13 protein-coding genes and 1 tRNA gene are annotated in these 18,402 nt (G+C 51.2%); 12 read left to right on the top strand and 2 right to left on the bottom strand.

What is annotated here, in order from left to right; genetic code table 11:
* Nucleotides 1-48: 48 nt before the first annotated feature.
* From EDM59_RS09540 to EDM59_RS09515, 5 genes are all read left to right on the top strand, one after another.
* Entirely contained in the window at nucleotides 49-1,332 is a 1,284-nt protein-coding gene (locus EDM59_RS09540) for a peptidase (protein WP_122923334.1), read from the top strand.
* A gap of 16 nt (nucleotides 1,333-1,348) precedes the next feature.
* A complete protein-coding gene (gene gabT / locus EDM59_RS09535) occupies nucleotides 1,349-2,707 on the top strand; it encodes a 4-aminobutyrate--2-oxoglutarate transaminase (RefSeq protein WP_122923333.1) in 1,359 nt (452 codons plus the stop codon).
* A gap of 19 nt (nucleotides 2,708-2,726) precedes the next feature.
* Nucleotides 2,727-4,145, top strand: a complete 1,419-nt coding sequence (locus EDM59_RS09530) for an aldehyde dehydrogenase family protein (protein ID WP_122923332.1) — start codon at nucleotides 2,727-2,729, stop codon at nucleotides 4,143-4,145.
* A gap of 250 nt (nucleotides 4,146-4,395) precedes the next feature.
* A tRNA-Ser gene (locus tag EDM59_RS09520) sits at nucleotides 4,396-4,484 on the top strand.
* A gap of 657 nt (nucleotides 4,485-5,141) precedes the next feature.
* Nucleotides 5,142-6,713, top strand: a complete 1,572-nt coding sequence (locus tag EDM59_RS09515) for an acyl-CoA synthetase (protein WP_122923330.1) — start codon at nucleotides 5,142-5,144, stop codon at nucleotides 6,711-6,713.
* A gap of 68 nt (nucleotides 6,714-6,781) precedes the next feature.
* Here EDM59_RS09515 and EDM59_RS09510 read toward each other — a convergent pair whose 3' ends face one another.
* The gene (locus EDM59_RS09510) at nucleotides 6,782-8,902 is read right to left on the bottom strand and encodes an exo-beta-N-acetylmuramidase NamZ domain-containing protein (RefSeq protein ID WP_122923329.1); all 2,121 of its coding nucleotides are present in this window, start codon (nucleotides 8,900-8,902) and stop codon (nucleotides 6,782-6,784) included.
* A gap of 235 nt (nucleotides 8,903-9,137) precedes the next feature.
* On the opposite strand from EDM59_RS09510, the gene EDM59_RS09505 reads away from it, so the two are divergent.
* The 7 genes from EDM59_RS09505 (at nucleotide 9,138) to EDM59_RS09475 (ending at nucleotide 17,677) form a co-directional block, all read left to right on the top strand.
* A complete protein-coding gene (locus EDM59_RS09505; RefSeq protein WP_122923328.1) occupies nucleotides 9,138-9,920 on the top strand; it encodes a copper amine oxidase N-terminal domain-containing protein in 783 nt (260 codons plus the stop codon).
* An 85-nt stretch (nucleotides 9,921-10,005) separates the two neighbouring features.
* Nucleotides 10,006-10,629 (top strand): sporulation protein, encoded by a 624-nt coding sequence (locus EDM59_RS09500; protein WP_122923327.1) that lies wholly within the window; start codon nucleotides 10,006-10,008, stop codon nucleotides 10,627-10,629.
* 122 nt (nucleotides 10,630-10,751) lie between these two features.
* Nucleotides 10,752-13,952 (top strand): AfsR/SARP family transcriptional regulator, encoded by a 3,201-nt coding sequence (locus EDM59_RS09495; RefSeq protein ID WP_122923326.1) that lies wholly within the window; start codon nucleotides 10,752-10,754, stop codon nucleotides 13,950-13,952.
* A 138-nt stretch (nucleotides 13,953-14,090) separates the two neighbouring features.
* Entirely contained in the window at nucleotides 14,091-14,672 is a 582-nt protein-coding gene (locus EDM59_RS09490; RefSeq protein ID WP_122923325.1) for a TetR/AcrR family transcriptional regulator, read from the top strand.
* A 39-nt stretch (nucleotides 14,673-14,711) separates the two neighbouring features.
* On the top strand, nucleotides 14,712-15,902 hold the full coding sequence (locus tag EDM59_RS09485) for an HlyD family secretion protein (RefSeq protein ID WP_122923324.1): 1,191 nt from the start codon (nucleotides 14,712-14,714) through the stop codon (nucleotides 15,900-15,902).
* On the top strand, nucleotides 15,895-17,070 hold the full coding sequence (locus EDM59_RS09480) for an ABC transporter permease (protein WP_122923323.1): 1,176 nt from the start codon (nucleotides 15,895-15,897) through the stop codon (nucleotides 17,068-17,070). Before EDM59_RS09485 ends, EDM59_RS09480 begins: the two co-directional genes overlap by 8 nt.
* A 94-nt stretch (nucleotides 17,071-17,164) precedes the next feature.
* Nucleotides 17,165-17,677 carry a DUF3907 family protein gene (locus EDM59_RS09475; RefSeq protein WP_092267944.1) on the top strand — a complete coding sequence of 171 codons (513 nt, stop codon included), beginning with the start codon at nucleotides 17,165-17,167 and terminating at the stop codon, nucleotides 17,675-17,677.
* Between the two features lie 114 nt (nucleotides 17,678-17,791).
* Here the strand turns inward: EDM59_RS09475 and EDM59_RS09470 are convergent, their stop codons facing one another.
* A complete protein-coding gene (locus tag EDM59_RS09470) occupies nucleotides 17,792-18,385 on the bottom strand; it encodes an NAD(P)H-dependent oxidoreductase (RefSeq protein ID WP_122923322.1) in 594 nt (197 codons plus the stop codon).
* Between the last annotated feature and the right edge of the window lie 17 nt (nucleotides 18,386-18,402).

Below are 18,402 nucleotides of genomic sequence, written 5' to 3'. Positions count from 1 at the left end.
TTTTACCATACGGGCAATACCAAATTTCCGCGAGTCAGGAGGAGAACCATGGCAAACTGGCAGACTCTTATTCGGGAGCAGTTGGAAAAGGATCGGGATGAGGCGACAGCACTGCTGCAGGAATGGGTAAAAAATGCGAGCGTACAGGGCGAGGAAGAATCGATCCAAGAAAGCATCGCGAAAACGCTGGCATCGATGGGCTTGGACGTCGATTTGTGGGTGATGGAGGGAGAGGAGCTCCTATCTCACCCGTACTTTGTGTCCCCGCGCACGGTCTTTACAGGCAGTCCAAACGTAGTAGGGGTTTGGAAGGGCGCAGGTGAGGGACGTTCCCTCATTTTAAACGGTCATGTGGACGTAGTACCTGCCGGTGACCGGGCACAGTGGAGCGATGATCCGTTCAGTGGAAAAATTGAGGACGGAAAGCTGTATGGACGCGGAGCAACCGACATGAAAGGGGGAAATCTCTCTTCCCTCTTGGCTATTTCGGTCCTGCAGAAGCTCGGTGTAAAGCTGAAAGGCGACGTTATTTTCCAAAGCGTCGTAGAAGAGGAGAGCGGCGGTGCAGGTACCTTGGCGACCATCCTGCGCGGCTACAAGGCAGATGCGGCACTGATTCCAGAACCCACGAACATGAAGATTTTCCCGAAGCAGCAAGGCTCGATGTGGTTCCGTCTCTCTGTGAAAGGCCGCTCTGCACACGGGGGAACCCGCTACGAAGGCGTGAGTGCCATCGAAAAGAGCCTGGCTGTCGTGCAAGCAATCGGACAGCTGGAAAAAGAACGAAACGATCGTTTGGACGATCCGCTTTATGAGAAACTTCCGATTCCGATCCCGATCAACATCGGGGTCATCGAGGGCGGAAAATGGCCCTCTTCTGTAGCCGATCTCGTTAAGCTCGAAGGACGCATGGGAGTCGCACCAGGAGAGAAGATGGAGGATGCAAAGGCAGAGATGGCCGCTGCATTGAAGCGACTGGCTGAAGTCGATCCTTGGTTTGCCGAGCAGCCGGTGGAGCTGGAGTGGTATGGAGCGCGATGGGTACCGGGCTCCGTAGCGGAAGACCATCCATTAATGAATATTCTGCATCGCCAGTTTGAGGCTGTAACAGGGAAGCGGGCTGTTGTCGAAGCTTCTCCATGGGGAACAGATGGCGGCTTGCTGACGGCGCTCGCCGACACGCCTGCTATCGTCGTAGGCCCTGGAGTTACACAGGTTGCCCATTATCCCAACGAACATATCGTGCTCGACGATGTCTTTACGTGCGCAGAGATCTTTGCACTTGCCCTGATTGAATGGTGCGGCGTTGCCGAACAAAATACCCAGAACTAGAGGGAGAGGGATATACATGAGTCCGATCACCACAAAGTTTATTCAACTGAAAACAGCTGTTCCTGGACCAAAATCGCAGGAGATGCTCGCGAAAAAGGAAGCCAACGTTCCGCGTGGGCCATCCAATACGACCCCAGCGTTCGTTGCCAAAGCGGAAGGCGCACTCTTGACCGATATCGACGGCAACACCTTCATTGACTTTGCTGGGGCGATCGGCTCCATCAATGCTGGTCACTGCCCGCCCGCTGTGGTTGAGGCGCTCAAGGCACAGCTGGATCAATACATACACACATGCTTCCACGTGATGATGTATGAGCCGTATGTCCAGCTAGCAGAAAAGCTCAATCAAATCACGCCGGGCGACCACGCGAAAAAGACCTTCTTCCTCAACAGCGGAGCAGAAGCAGTCGAGAATGCGGTGAAAATTGCGCGCAAATATACAGGACGCAAGGCAATCATCTCGTTCGAGCGCGGCTTCCACGGACGCACGCTGCTGGCGATGTCGCTGACGAGCAAAGTCCGTCCGTACAAATACGAATTCGGGCCGTTTGCTCCTGACACCTACAAAATGACCTACCCGTACTACTACCGTTCTCCATACGATGCATCTCCAGAAGAGACCGATGCAGAGGTATTGCGCCGCTTTGAAGACTTCTTCCTCGCAGAGGTCGCTGCAGACAACGTAGCTGCGATCATCATGGAGCCTGTGCAAGGCGAAGGTGGATTCGTGGTACCATCCAAAACATTTGTCAAAGGCGTCAAGGCGATTTGCGAAAAGTATGGCATTCTCCTGATTGCAGATGAAGTACAAACCGGATTTGGCCGCACTGGTAAAATGTTTGCGATGGAGCACTATGATGTTGTGCCGGATCTCATCACCATGTCCAAGTCCATGGGGGCTGGTATGCCGATCAGTGCGGTGACCGGTCGTGCGGAAATCATGGATGCGCCAAACCCGGGTGAAATCGGTGGTACCTACGGAGGCAGCCCGCTCGGTTGTATCGCTGCGTTGAAAGTCATCGAAATGATGGAGCAAGACGGATTCTTAGATCATGCCAATAAAGTGGGCGACACCATTCTCAAGCGTTTCGAGAAATTCAAACAGCAATTTGCTGAAGTAGGCGATGCTCGCGGACTGGGAGCAATGTGCGCGATCGAGCTTGTGAAGGACAAAGGATCGAAGGAACCGAATAAAGAGCTGACGGCCAAAATCGTGCAGGCGTGCTATCAAAACGGCTTGGTTGTCATGGCAGCAGGTTTGTACAGCAATGTCATTCGTGTACTGTCACCACTGGTCATTTCCGATGAGCAGCTGGAAGAAGGCTTGAACGTACTCGAAAGCGTCCTGGCTGAGCTGTGCACACCTAATCACTAATTGGACGGAGGCGGTTGTTTTGAAGAAAAACTGCTTTATTGGCGGGCAATGGGTAGAAGCTTCTGTGTATGCGCCGTTGTATTCCCCATACAGTGGCGAGGAAATCGCCCAAATACCGCAGGCTGATCCAGAAACGGTGCAAAAGGCGATCGATGCTGCAGAAGAAGCTGCAGCAGTCATGAGACGCATGCCTGCTTATCAGCGGGCGGCGATTTTAGAGAAAATGTCTCTGCTCATGGATGAACGCCTGGAGGAAGCTGCACGGATCATCGCATTGGAAGCGGGTAAGCCGATCAAAACCGCTCGTGGAGAAGTGATTCGGACCATTCAGACGTACAAGTTTGCAGCTGAGGAAGCGAAGCGTATTCACGGCGAAACGCTGCCACTGGATGCCGCGATTGGCGGCGAAGGCAGGCTCGCTTACACCGTGCGAGAGCCACTGGGCGTGATCGGGGCGATTACTCCTTTCAACTTCCCGATGAATCTGGTTGCCCACAAAGTAGGACCAGCGCTTGCTGCAGGAAATGCGGTCGTCTTGAAGCCAGCTTCCCAGACCCCGTTGTCTGCCTTTTTCCTGGCGGAGATCGCTGAGCAGGCGGGTGTCCCTGCAGGCGCTCTGAACGTCGTCACGGGCAGCGGGGCGTCCGTTGGTGACCTCCTGGTGAAAGACCCGCGCGTGAAAGCGTTGACCTTTACCGGAAGCCCAGCCGTTGGGATCGATATCCGGAATCGGGCTGGACTGAAGCGCGTTACATTGGAGCTCGGATCCAACTCCGCAGTGATTATTGATAAAGATGTCAATGTTGACGAAGTAATCCCACGCTGCATTTTCGGAGCCTTTGCTTACTCCGGTCAAGTGTGCATTTCCGTTCAGCGCATTTATGTAGTCAAAGACCGCTTCGAGGAATTCGTAACCAAGTTTGTGGCGGAGACGAAGAAGCTTCGCGGGGGAGATTCCCTGTCGGAAGAGGCAGATTACTCGGCGATGATCAATCCGCGTGAAACAGAGCGGGCAGTGTCCTGGATCGAGGAAGCCAAGCAAAATGGCGCACGCGTGGAATGTGGCGGAGAAGTAGTCGATCGCATGCTCCAGCCAACAGTACTGACAGGAGTTCCTGCAGATGCAAAAGTATCCTGCCAGGAGGTTTTCGGTCCAGTAGTTCTGGTCAATGCAGTCGAGTCTGTCCAGGAGGCAATCCGTCTCGTGAACGATTCGCGTTATGGCTTGCAGGCTGGTTTGTATACGAACAACCTGTCGCTCGCACTGCAGGCAGCAGATGAGCTTCATGTTGGCGGTGTGATGATTAACGATATCCCAACCTTCCGTGTAGATCATATGCCTTATGGCGGCGTCAAGGAAAGCGGTATGGGGCGTGAAGGGGTCAAGTACGCGATCGAAGAGCTCACGGAGCTGAAGCTGGTTGTCGTCAAGAAATAGTAGAAAGCGTAAAAAGCCTGGTTTCCTGTCACAGAAGTGGAGGAGCCAGGCTTTTTTCATGGAGCAAGTCGATATCTGCTAACCAGGGCTGGAACAGAGGTTGGAACAGAGGTTGGAACAGAGGTTGGAACAGAGGTTGGAACAGAGGGGCACACCTAGCTAGGCAGCTGGTAATGCGGCCATCGTTTTCTAGTACTGGGCTCTTGCGCATGGGAAAGCAGCTATGCTATAGTAATACTTGTTGAAACGTGGAGGGATACCGAAGTGGTCATAACGGGGCGGTCTTGAAAACCGTTAGAGTGAAAGCTCACGCGGGTTCGAATCCTGCTCCCTCCGCCATATATAAGCAGATACACGTTCCGTCAAAAGGCGATTTTGAGAGCCTTGCAGATGGGACGTTTTTTTGTTGTCTGACCTTCAAAAATTAGTTCAATCTCCCTAGCTTCCCATTATTTACTTGTGGAACCAACAGTTGACCAGGAGCATAATGGATTTGTAAGGAAATCTAGTACAAACATTGGGGAATATGCGGCGGACTAAACCATGCAGAGAGTCGTCGCTATTTTTTTGCCCATTTTAGGCATTGTTGCCTGCATATGCTTGTAGGCAATAGGGAGAAAATCGTGTATCTTAATGGTATTCACGTAAGTACTCAACGTACTATCCCTTCTCCAACCAGCATGGGTTGGAGCTTTTTTTGCTTTTTATGAGCGGAATTGTTTGGCAAAACCAATGTCACAGCTGATGTGCGTAAGCTTTTTCTGTCGAAAACGCCCGATTGACCGTTATTTTCCTCAAAATCCAGCAAAACCAATGTCGTTGAATAGGTCAGAATGATATATCCTGTACGTAAGGACTCGATTGATTCTTGGGGCCCTGCGGCAGCTTCAAAAATGCAGACGAAGCTGCCGTTTTTTTTATGGAAAACTGTCAGAATATAATTGCAATAAAGAAAACTATAGTATAATACAAGAAATGATGCTAGGAGGCGTGTACATGATCGAAGCCAAAAGGGTAAGGAGAAATACGTTGGGTGATATTCTGCGCCGAAGTCACATGCGTTTTCCTGACAAAAAGGCTTTGCAGTTTGAAGAAGAAGTGTTTACCTATCGCCAGCTTGATGGAATCGTCAATCAAGCTGCGCATGCCTTAATAGAGAAGGGATTGAAAAAGGGAGATCGGGCGGCTGTCTTATCGCGCAATTCAATGGATTTTGTGATTCTCAATTTTGCTTTGGCAAAAGCAGGCGTGATCATGGTCCCCATCAATTTCATGCTGAATAAGGAGGATGTGGCTTTTATCCTAGGACACTCGGAAGTAAGTGCGGTCTTCGCATCTCCTGAGTTCCATGAGCTTGCACAGGGCGCAATGGAACAGTCGGGGCTAGCCATTCGGGTGAAGTCCCTAATCTCCAAGCCGGCAGTACAAGTAGAGGAATGGCTGCCCTTCCGTGCGATGCTGGAAGGCGCTGATCGACAGGAGCCGGAAGTCGATCTCGATGATGAGGATGTTGCCCATATTTTGTACACGAGCGGTACCGAATCCAAGCCAAAAGGGGTCATGCTGACACACAAGAGCATCCTATCCGAATACGTCAGTACTATCATCGAAGGCGATATGAAAGAGGACGACGTAGCCATTCACGCGCTGCCATTATTCCATAGCGCGCAGCTGCACTGCTTTTTAGGGCCATACATATATTTAGGTGGAAGCGGTATCATTCTGGAGCAGGCCACGCCTGCAAGCATGCTGGAAACCGTGGAGACCTTTCAAGCGACACAGCTGTTTTGCCCGCCAACAGTCTGGATCGCGCTTCTGCGTTCTCCTGATTTTGCTTCGCGTAATCTAAGCTCTCTCAAGAAATGCTACTATGGAGCCGCCATCATGCCCGTTGAGGTGTTAAAAGAGCTCAATCAACGACTGCCAAGCGCACAGTTCTACAACTTTTACGGGCAGACAGAGGTGGCACCACTCGCAACGGTGCTCAAGCCCGGAGAGCAGATCCGTAAAGCTGGATCAGCAGGAAAACCTGCACTCAATGTGGAGACCAGGATCGTGGATGACGAAGGAAACGAAGTGCCCCGTGGCAGCATCGGGGAGATCGTACATCGTACCAGTCACGCCATGATCGGCTACTTCCGTGACCCAGAGAAAACGCAGGCTGCTTTCGAGGGAGGCTGGTTCCACAGCGGGGATCTGGGAATCATGGACGACGAAGGATTTATAACGATCGTGGATCGTAAAAAGGATATGATCAAGTCTGGCGGGGAAAATGTAGCCAGCCGGGAAGTGGAAGAGATGATCTATTTGCATCCAAAGGTATCCGAGGTGGCAGTCATCGGCATTCCGCATCCTTACTGGATCGAGGCTGTTACAGCAGTCGTCGTGCCAAAGGCTGGCGAAGCATTGACCGAAGAAGAAATGCTTGCCTTCTGCAAAGAACGGCTCTCGGCGTTTAAAGCACCGAAATATGTCGTCATCGCGGACAACTTGCCGCGCAACCCGAGCGGGAAGATTCTCAAGCGTGAGCTGCGCTTGCGCTATGACGTTCTCGCTTCCCAGCAATAAGAAGATGACCGTATAAAAGAAAACAGCCCGCTCTCGGACGATTGCAACGAGGAGCGGGCTGTTTCGTTCTATTTCACTGTGGATACCGTAGGGTGCTCTGGATGAATGACATCAAAGCGATATCCTTTCGACTTTAAAAAGGTAATGACTTCCGGTAGTGCCTGAGCTGTGGGGGCCTTCGTGCTGGAATCGTGCATCAGGACGACGATTTCTTTTTGGTTCTTCACTTGCTGCTTGATATTGGCGAGAGCTGCTTGAGCGGTGTATTGATTGCTTCGAGCGTCGCCGTTTGTTATATTCCAGTCGATAAAGGTATACTTGCGCTTGTTGGCTTCCGCCTTGATGGACTTCATGACGGGATTCGTCTTATTGTAGAGCTTTGGATCTTGATATTTGAGACTGACTGTGTTGGTACTTCCACCAGGATAGCGGAAGAGAGCGGGCTTGATCCCGGTCGCTTTTTCGATCAGCAGATTTCCTTTTTCCAAGTCAGCAAAGAAGGCTTCCATGCTTTTGTACACGATGCGGTAATCATGGGAGTAAGTATGGCCACCGATCGCATGACCCTCGGCAAGCGTGCGCTTGAGGATGGCTTCGTGACCAGGAACATTGCGTCCTACAATAAAGAAAGTTGCCTTCACATTAAATTTTTTTAAAATATCGAGCACTTGTGGTGTCACCACAGACGGTCCGTCATCGAAAGTCAGGTAAGCGACTTTATCGGCAGCGGCTGGCTTCGCAGGAGGCTTCGGCGCAACTGGCGGTTTGGCAGCAGGCTGCGCAGTCTCTGCGGGCTTTGTCACAGGCGGCTTTGATACAGGCTGTGACGGCTTTGCAGGTGTGGTCGTTCCCCCTGCTGCTGGCTTGGACGGCGCAGGTGAAGTATCGGTTTGCGCAGGCTTAGGCGCCGCAGGTGTAGCCGGATCGGATTGGGCAGGAGGCTGACTCGTTTGGGCTGCAGCCGGTTTGCTCACAATCGGCAAGAGAGGCTGATAGGGCTCCTCCCCATAAATGAGGAAAGGCTTGCGCGTTTCTTGAAAGGTCGTCAGCTGTGTGGAGTAGGACGCTTCTATATCTTGCGGGCTTTTTTCCTGCTCCAGACTTTGACTGATTTTGTCCGTTCCCATGATTTGGGCAAATAGCGGAATTTCATTCGCGCTGGTTTTGGGGACGGGAAAATGACTGAGCTGTCTTGCGTATGCCAAAGCGTACATGCCTGTCTTGGCTGGGTTAAAAAGATGCGGGTCGGTAATCTGCAGGCGAACTCCGCCAGCGGATTCTTTTTCTACAGGGAAGAATAGGACACCGGGCAGGAGACTTGCGTTCAGGAGATCAGCATACTTGCTCGCATCGATTCCTTCAGCTCCTATCCAGGAATAAGAATCTTCCACACGCAGGGCGGTTCCTGCCCCAATGCCGGTAGCCAGGTAACTGTACACAGAGGGTAAAGTCGGCAAATCAGGCGTACTTTGTTTCCAGGCCAGACCCGTTTCCTGGAACAGCATGGATCGAGTATACCCCTTCATAGGGACCACGGTTAGATCAGCGCCGATATTTCGGTTAAAGTATAAAGCAAGCTCACCGATTGTCATGCCATGAGCAAGTGGCAGGATATCAGGGCCAATATAGGAACGATAGGCAGGTTCGAGAACGGGTCCATCGACGATACGCCCTCCAAGGGGATTGGGGCGATCCAGTACGATGACTGGCTTGCCGAGACGCTTCGCGGCAGACATGCAGTCATACAGATTCGTTATGTATGGATTTGTTCGGGCACCGCTATCCTGTACATCTACTAGCAATACATCCAGCTTGTCGAAAACTTCTTTACTAGGCTCGCGATGAGCAGCATTCATGCTGATAACGGGAATGCCGTATACCGGATGTGTGCTGGCTCCTACTTCAGAGGTGATCGGCTGCTTTCCATCCAGACCGTTTTCTGGAGCAAAGAGAGCGACTAGGCTAACAGAGCGATCTCGTCTGAGCAAATCGATGGTGCTGACTCCTTGGCTGTTGATCCCCGTTTGATTGGTGAGGAGCCCCACTTTTTTGCCTTCCAGCAAAGAATGAAATTGCTCGAACAGAACATCACTTCCCAATTGAATGGCAGTAGTGTTCGCAGAGCTTCCGCCAGGCGGAATCATGCAAAAAATGAGTGCGAGGATGAGGAGCGGAATTAATTTTTTCATCGGCATTGCCTCTTTCAAAGGAAAAATTTCGTCGCTGTATGTCCATTGTAACGGTTTTTTGGGGAAAGATGGTTTCATTTTTGTAACAATTTGAAAATAGTTCGAAAGTATCCATTTCTTCCCTGCTTATTTTCATAGAATTCAGCATGAAACATAGAATGATTAGCTTGCAACGGTCTACTTCCTATAGTAGATTAAGAACCGTGTGAATCTTTATTGAAATGGAGTGGACGAAATGCTTAAAAAATTAGCCTCGCTTGTACTGGCTATTGCGCTTGTACCAGTGGCAGCTTTTTCTGCATCCGCAGCTTCTGCGCCAGCTGCCATTAAAGTGGAATACAACCAGAAGGCAATTGTATTTCCTGACCAAAATCCTCTCATTCGAGACAGCCGCACCTTGGTGCCAATCCGGCCAATCGCAGAGAGCCTTGGCTTCGATGTAGAATGGAACGAGCAAACGAGAACGGTAACGATCAACAAAGGGACAAACGATGTCCGACTGGTTGTTTCGCAAAAAATCGCCAAGAAAAATGGACAAACCATCAATTTAGATGTTCCTGCTCAAATCATTAACCAACGAACTATGGTCCCCGTGAGATTTATTGCTGAAGCATTGGATTACAAGGTAGATTGGGCGCAAGCTACACAAACAGTTCTCATTGCAGACTTACACGCGACTCAGCCTGTTTCGACGACTACCGATCAAACGAAGAGCGACGGTACAAAAACAGCAACGCCTGAGAAAACAGGAAACACAACAGATCTGATCGATCGCGCTACCATTAAAGGAAAATCTTTTACGATGTCAACGATTGGTCTTTACTCTGTAACTGGTGAAGTGAAACCTGGCAGCGAAGTCGTTGTGAAAGTAGGAGACACCAACTTCGAAGTGGAAGTGAACGCAGACGGTTCCTTTGAATTTAACAAAGCACAACGAGATGGGGTAAAAACGTATACTCTGACAGCAGAAAAAGACGGAAAAACAGATGTTTACGAAGGAGAATTTACCAGCAAGTAGTAAGGAATTGCCAAGGACTTAGTCATTGATTTGTGAGTAAGAACACCTCCTGCACATCACACTATGGGCAAGGAGGTGTTTTTTGTTGAAACGAATTCAAGTGGGAATCTGCGCTTCCATGATGCTCGCCGGTTTGCTTGCAGGCTGTTCGCCAAACAAAGAACAGGGATCGGAGGATTTGAACGGAAATCAGGCGAAGTACGAATCGTACGGGATCAACTATCGCAATGACAATGCCGGGCTGGATAAAGGCCCAGCGGCGATGATTAGCCAAAAGTACGTACACCAGCGCGAGCCGCATCTCGTTTCCAGGCTGGAAAGACACGCCGAGAAGATACCGGGAGTAGTCGACATCAAAGTGCTGGCGTATAAAGATACACTCCTCGTGGGGGTACTGCCGATCGATACGCCAAAGCCTGATGAGGTCAATCCACACCCCAGCATTCCCTATACGAAAGGCAAGATCATTCGCAACGACAACGGCCACACGGATGCCCTGCAAAAACGGGTAGTGGACAGAATGCGCGTTCGTTTGCAGACCGAATCCCAGTACAATATTATGTACGTGTCCACGACTCGGGCTTTGTACGATCGGATCGCGGATCTGCACGAGCGGATTATCCGGAAAGAGCCGGTGAGCCATGAAGAGTTTCAAGTTTTGATCAACGACATTGGATACACGATCAAGGGCTACAATTTGGTCGACTGACAAAGCACCACCTGGATTGTCCGGGTGGGCTTTTTGGCGTTTGCACTCCCGAGGCAGGAAATACAGCAATAATGGGGAAATAACAAAAGAAGAGAGAAGGAGAACGGCAAGGAGTGCAATGTATGAAAACACCGCAGGTCTCGATCACAAAAATAACCCCTCCCACCCCGAAACCATACGTGCTAAGGCGTCCATCTCTGGCGAAAAAACTTCGTCTGATGGATCACGTTCCGTTTTGCGTCGTGCACGCAGCCACTGGCTACGGAAAGACCATGGCAGTCGCTACGTTTTTGCATGATGCCGCCAGGGAAACGTGCTGGTATTTCTTGTCCGAGGTGGATCAAGAGCTATCCGCATTTCTGTACGGGCTGGTGGAGAGCGTGCGGCGTGTATTGCCTCACTTTGGTGAATCGCTGATGCAAAAGCTGACCGTAGAGACCGAAGCGCTTGAGCCACACCGGTTGGCAGAGTTGTTCGTTCGGGAATGGATGCAGCTGCAGGCGCATTCTGACTACTTTGTTGTTTTAGATGGCTTTCAGTTTATTCCAAAGGACAGCCCAGTTGACATATACGTTCGGAAGCTCGCAGGGCAGCTGCCGCATCGCCTCAAGCTGTTGGTTTTATCTCGAACCCGCGTGACGTGGACGGAGATGGAACTGTGGAAAGCGCGAGGGGAATGCTTGGAACTGGATACAGCTGACCTGACGTTTTCCAGAGATGACAGCGAAGCGTTTTTTCAAGATGAGTATGACGTCTGGCTCTCTGCAGAGGAGTGGAGCCGCGTGGAGCAGGTTTCGCGCGGGTGGGTGCTCTCCCTGCGTTTCTTGGGAGATAAAATGGCGATGGGGACCTCCGTATCCGAAAGCTTACGGGACTTGTCGCGGCTGGTTCACTTGCTGGACGCGGAGGTATGGAGTCAACTGGCAGGCTCCTTGCAGACCTTTTTAATGAAATGCGCAGTGCTGGAACAGTTTGAAGAGGAGGATTGCCGGCAAGTCCTCGGAAATGAAGGAGTAAAGAATCTGAGAGAGGCGCACGATGACAATCTGTTCATTTCCGTGGATGCACAAGGGCGGCATTTCTTCCATCCGCTCTTCCATCGGCTGCTTGCAAGTAAGCTGGCTTCCCATAGTGACCTGTATTTGGAAGTGAACGAAGCGGCTGCCCTTTGGTATCGACGAAAAGGGGAAGACGGGAAAGCCTTCGAGCATTTGCAGCTGGCAGAAAAATGGGACGTGCTGGGAGAGTGGCTCCATCAGGCGTCCGAGCGATTACTGATGGACGGAAAGCTCGATGTTCTGTATCACTGGATCACGCTTTTGCCCGACACGATCAAAGAGGAAAAGCATTGGCTGTGGTTTTATCAGGCCGAGGTAGAACGTTACCGCTGCCACTACGTAAATGCGTTTGGGTCGTACCAGCATTTTATCGACCTAAGCCAGACCAAGCATGATCTAATCGGTCAATGCCGAGGCCTCGAGGGCATGGCACGCGTACACCTCGACAGCGTTCAGGGGGGCGATCGTGCAGAGACCTTGCTGAAGCAGGCGATTGAGCTCCTTCCACCGGCTGAACAAGGGCAGGAAACGGCTCCTAGACTGTACAGGGTGCTTGCCGAGATATACACCAATCGCGGGGATGCCAAACAGGCTGCAGAATGGTATGGAAAAAGCCAGGAGCTGGAGCAGTTGACAGAGGTGGAGCTCGAATCACGACTATTGTTTCGCACCGGGCGATTGCAATCCTCCATCCAACTGCTGGAGAACAAGTCTTTGGACGAGAGAAAGAAGCACCCGAAGCTGACACGTTCGTACCGGGAAACTTCCCTTCTTCTTTCGTTTGTGTACGCCTTGAACGGAGACTGGGAGCGCGGCTGGCAAGCAGCCGAAACGGCGATTGAGCTGGGCAGAGCGGCGAACTCTCCGTTTGTGGAAGCGAACGGCTACGTCCGAAAAGCCCATGCAGCTCTGATCAGTCAGCAGCTCCCAGCGGAAGAAATTCGCCTGCTGTACGAAAAAGGGCTGCGCATGATGGAGGAGCTGCAGTCCACGCGTGGAAAATCGGAAACGCTCCTGGGACTCACATTGCTGTACGGCAGGGAAAAAGCGCTTGATCTCGCCTTGCAATACGGCGAGCGAGGCAAGCAGGAGACGGACGCGATGCGAGACGACTGGCTGAACAGCTTGGTTCGTATGGCGATCGGGATTGCTTATGCGACCTATGGAAAGGACAGAGAGGCTCAGGATGTCTTTTCCGATTGTGTGGAGCGGCTGAGCAAATGCGGTGACAGCTATGGTGTCGTTACCTGTCAGCTGTGGATCAGCTATCTGGCCTATCGCAACAAAGAATGGGACAAATTCGTACCCGCCATGACCCAAGCCCTGTCGCTTATGCAGTCTGGTGAGTATCACTTCTTGCTGAGACGTCCGACGATGCTTACCCCTCAGGACGTCCAGCAGCTGATGCCCGTGCTCATCGAAGCGGAGCGACGTCAAGTATCGCCGGATTACGTTTCGCAGCTGCTGAACGATCTAGGTCTGCAAAACGTGACGTTCCACCCCGGCTACACACTGCGCATACAAACGCTGGGGCAATTCCGTGTATGGCTTGGGGAAAACGAACTGAGCGAAAAAGCATGGCAGCGCGGTACTGCCAAGCTGTTGTTTCAGCTTTTGCTCACCAAACGGCAGCATCTGCTCGCTCGAGAGGAGATTATGAACCGCCTGTGGGCAGACAGTGACGAGGAGTCGGCGATCCGGGACTTCAAGGTTGCTTTAAATGCTTTGAATAAAGCGCTGGAGCCAAACCGAGCAGCGAGAGCCGAAACATTTTTCATCCAAAGGCACGGCAGCTCCTACGGATTTAACCTCGCTTCCGGCTATCACATTGATGTCGAAGAATTCGAGAAGCTCGTCACGCTAGGTTTCGCTGAAGCAGACCCCGTGCAGGCGGCGATTTTGCTGGAAAAAGGGCTTGGGTATTACCAGGGGGATTACCTGCCGGAATGCCGCTACGACGACTGGTGTGTGGAGGAAAGAGAGCGGCTCCAAGCCTTGTTTCTGCGGGGAGCCGAGAGACTGGCTAAAATCAGGCTGGAGGAGAACCGTCTGGAAGGGGTGATCCGCTGGTGCGAGGCCATCCTAAAGGTAGATGACTGCTGGGAGGAAGCCTACCGCCTGCTGATGACAGCCTACTACCGACTGAACAATCGCAAGCAAGCCATACGATGGTACGAAAAATGTGTGGCCAAGCTACAGGAGCAGCTAGGGGTTGCGCCCATGCTCGCTACGCAGGAAACGTATCAAAAAATCATGACCCAGTAAGACCGCCACGACGCGGTCTTTTTTTCATGCAAAAACGAGGGAAGACATAAGACGGGACTCTCTTGACAAAACTAGGAAGGCAAATTACACTGTTTTTGTACTGACCAGTCAGTTCAAAAATGAAAGGGGATGGGAGTGATGGCCTCATCAAAAAAAGATCAGATTGCGCAGGGGGCTTTGACTGCGTTTGCCCAGTACGGCTTCAGTGAAACTTCGATGGACACGATCGCAGAAGTCTCGCAGGTCGCAAAAGGGACGCTGTACTACCACTTTTCCACGAAGGAGGAGCTGTTTTTATACGTCATCGAAAAAGGCGTGAAGATGCTGATTTACCATGTAGACAGTGTCATGCAAAAGGAAGAGCTATCGCTGGAAGATCGCATGATGAGTGTGTTGGATGAGCATCTTCGCTTCTTTTCCGAAAATCAGGAGCTTTGCTTCTTGTTGCTGAGCTTCTTTACGGGTGACGAACAACGAGATCAGTTGGTCGGAGGTCTGTTGACCGGGTATTTTACTACCATGGAAACCTACATGACCGATTTGCAGCAAAAAGGATATATTCGAGCGGATGTGGAGATACGGACTTTGGCTTCGGCTCTGTTTGGCATGATTGGATTCACCGTTTTGCGCAAACAGTTTCGGAAGGAGCCGCTGAACACGGATGCAGTTCGGGAGACGCTGCGGACGATGCTGGCGGGTATCTTGGATAAGCGTTGCTAATCTAAAAGAAATACACATACACAAAAGAGGGGAAAACAGATGAACAAGCGTGCATGGATCGGGGTGGCTGGCTTTGCGGCCGGCATCGCAGTATTGGGAACCGTATTATTTGGACCGGGAGTAGGAAACGTCTCCGGGCAGCGAGCGGATAAAATAGCAGGTGTCATTGAGGGAACCGAAGTCGACTTGTCCTTTAAAATGGGGGGCTCCATCGAACAATTGTCCCTAGCCGAGGGCGATGAGGTCAAGGCAGGACAGCTGGTTGCCACGCTGAACAGTGAGGAGCTTTTGGCAAAGAAAGAACAGGCAGAGGCAGCCTATCATCTGGCGCAGGTAAAGCTGGAGCAGGCGAAAAAGGGAGTGACTTTGACGGATAGCTCGAGCGATGCACAGGTGGATCAGGCGAGCGCGCAAGTAAACTCCGCTGCTGCTCAATTGGCTGCCAACAAAAATGGTGCGCGGTCCGAAGAGGTCGCTCAGCTGAAAGCGAAAGTACAGGCTACAGCTACAGCGAAGCAGATCGCGGCAACCAACCTGGAGCGGATGAAAAAGCTGTTTGCAGAAGGGGCTGTTCCCCAAGTAAAAGTGGAGGAAGCCGACATGCAGTATCAACAAGCGACTGCAGAGAACAAAGCGGCTGTAGAGTCGCTGAATATGGCACAGTCGGGAGCCAGACGCGAGCAGGTAGATGCAGCACAGGCCCAGCTGGACCAGGCGAAAGCGGTGTACAATCAGGCGGTAGCAGCGCGCGGGCAGGTTGGCCTGAAAGAGCTGGATGTGAAATCGGCAGAAGCGGGTGTCCAGCAGGCAAAAGGGGCTTTGGCGGAAATCGAGGCTTATTTGAACAACACGAAGCTGACTGCGCCTGTTGACGGTGTCGTGAAATCGGTAGCGGTGCAAAAAGGCGAATTGGTCGCACAGGGCTTTACCGTGTTGACCATTCAGTCCAAAGCAGATAACTATGTGAAGTTTTACGTGGATGAGTACAGCCTGTCCGCTGTAAAAGCGGGAGATACCGTGAAATTGTATGTACCGGCATTGAAACGGGAAGTGGATGCAAAAGTCGTAACGGTTGCCCCTGCTGCGGATTTTGCGGTGAAAAAAGCGACACAGGAATTAGGGGATCGCGATATTCGTTCCTTCCAGGTAAAACTGATCGTGGATGATCCGCAGCTGCGTCCGGGTCTGACGGTCGAGTGGAATGTTGAAGGGGCTGGTAACGGTGAGTAATTTCTCCCGCCTCTTCTGGACAGAATGGCAAAACCTTTTTACCAATAAAACAATTCGGAACATTATCTTCATCGTTCCGTTGATGTATTTGACCCTGTTTGGCTTTTTGTACAGCGAGAAAAAAGTCATGCATATCCCGACGGTCATGGTCGATGCGGATCAGACCGAGTTGAGTCGGGAACTGTACCGTGCCTTTGAGGTCGATCAGACCTTTCAGATCACCTCGATCGTAGGAACCGAGGAAGAAGCGATGAGCCTGATTGATCGCGGGCAAGCGAACGTCGCCCTGATCATCCCGGCGGAGCTGGAGAAGAACGTCAAGGCAGGGCGGGAAGCTGAGGTACTGACTATTATCGACGGCAGTAACATGATGATATCCAACACGGCTGTACGGACTGCCAGCACGGTAGTCAAGACTGTCTCAGCCGGTACTACACTCAAAAAGCTCGAGGCAAAAGGCGGATGGGGAGAAGAGGGGAAAAACCTCTACACCGGTATCGACTATCGTTATCGGGTTTTATACAACCCGACTTTTAGCTACATGTCCTTTATGGTCTTCGGGCTGGCGGGAACGGTGCTTCAGCAAGTGCTGTTTCTCGGGATTGCGATCTCCGTTACGCAGCAAAAAGAAGCGGGAACCTGGCGCAGCACCATGGAAAATAACAGTTTTTGGGCGATTACAGCAAGCAAGCTCCTTCCTTACTTCTTGGCAGGAACGCTCAATATGTTTATCGGGTTCACGCTCTTGCTGAAGGTTTTCGGGATCCCGTACTACGGAAGCACAGTCAACCTCATGCTCATCGCTAGTGCTTTTAATCTGGCTGTGCTGTCGATCGGCTATGCGATTTCCTTTTTCTCGAAAGACCAGCTGCAAGCTACGCAGACTGCCATGCTCATCGCGGTTCCGTCCTTCATGCTTTCTGGATTTACCTGGCCGTTCATGTCTATGCCAGCCGGAGTAACTGCGATTGGAAAATCTTTACCGCTTACCTATTTTTTACATGGTGTCCGAGAAATTTTAACAAAGGGCCACGGGCTTTCTGCAGTCACTTCCGATCTACTGATTTTATGCTTTATGTCCGTGCTGGGCCTGTTCGCAGCGTATGTCATCTACCTGCTGCAAACGAGGAAAAAGACGGCATCTGCGAGCGAATCAGCGACGGTTTAGGAAGGGGAATGTGGAAAAGAATCTCTTGTGTTGTAAAGAATCTATCCTATATACTTACTTAAAAAAGGCAGATTTTCAACGCAAGGGGGACATTATGTCAGCGACTCATCTGAAACAATTGTGCGAAGAGACGTACACCAAGTTGAAAAAGGTAAGCATGGAAGTGGAACGCTATTTGAACCAGGTGACCTTATCCAGCCTAGTTTCTCAGTCCGGTGACAAAGAAGAGTACGAATCTTACTACCGGACCTATCTTTCTGACCTGCGCCATTTACTTGTATACTGCGAAAATGCGTACGACAGGCTAGGGGTTTCCCTTCGCCGAGCACGGTTCAATGAGGAGTTTGCCGAAGAAGTTTTGTATCAGGTCTACCATACCTGTGTCAATAACTTCTACTACCCCAAAGGCGAGGTCTATGACGAAGACGGTCGCTATTCCTATACCGGACAAGACGCCATTATTTTCCGCAAACAGGTCACCCCTGAGCTGCAGCAACTGACGCTTTCTCTGTCCAAGGTATTTGAGCAAATGCGGGATGATCTGCAATATTACGAAACGGATTATATCACAAAAAAACGGATGCAGAAGGAGCAAGCACAGGCATAGTTGCGAGCTGACTGCAAAAAATGGATAGAGGTTCAGTCATCAACTGAATCTCTATCCATTTCTGTTTGTCTCGCTGGTGCTTGGATCGTTTGAGGCAAAGGGAAGTAGCGGGGCTTACACGCCTACTGGCTGCCGGATGTGCAGCATGCGCTCGTCCACCTGACGAAGCATGTTGCTGAGCGCGCCTTCCTCGATATGGGGGACGGCAGCGAAGTTGTGATAGTCGACATGATAACCGATCATCCCAAGCGTGCCCTCGGCAATTTGTTTTTCGATGACCGCATCCATGCCTGTGGCGACCAATTCTTTTGCTGTTTCTGAGGTCGTGGTAAACACAATGGCCTGCTTGCCCGCGAGCAAACCGACGGGACCTTTGTCCTCGTAATGAAAAGCAAAGCCATCTGTGAAGACGCGGTCGATGTACCCTTTTAAAATCGCCGGAGTCGACCACCACCACACCGGATAGATCATGACGAGCAGATCGGATTCGGTGATGATGGCTTGTTCTTCGAGAATATCGGGGGAAGCCGTACCCTTTTCAACCAGCTTCATATCCTCTGAACGAAATACCGGCTGAAAGTTCATTTTGTACAGATCCCGCAGCTTGTACTCGATATTCTGCTTCTCCAGCGATTGGGTAACGTGGGATAGAATCGAGTGACAAAAGCTGGATTCACCTTCATGGGCAAACAGGATGCAAGCCTTCATTTCTTATCCTCCTCCAA

The organism is Brevibacillus nitrificans, from assembly GCF_003710965.1.
Lineage (GTDB): Bacteria > Bacillota > Bacilli > Brevibacillales > Brevibacillaceae > Brevibacillus > Brevibacillus centrosporus.
This window is presented reverse-complemented; position numbering and strand designations above follow the sequence as displayed.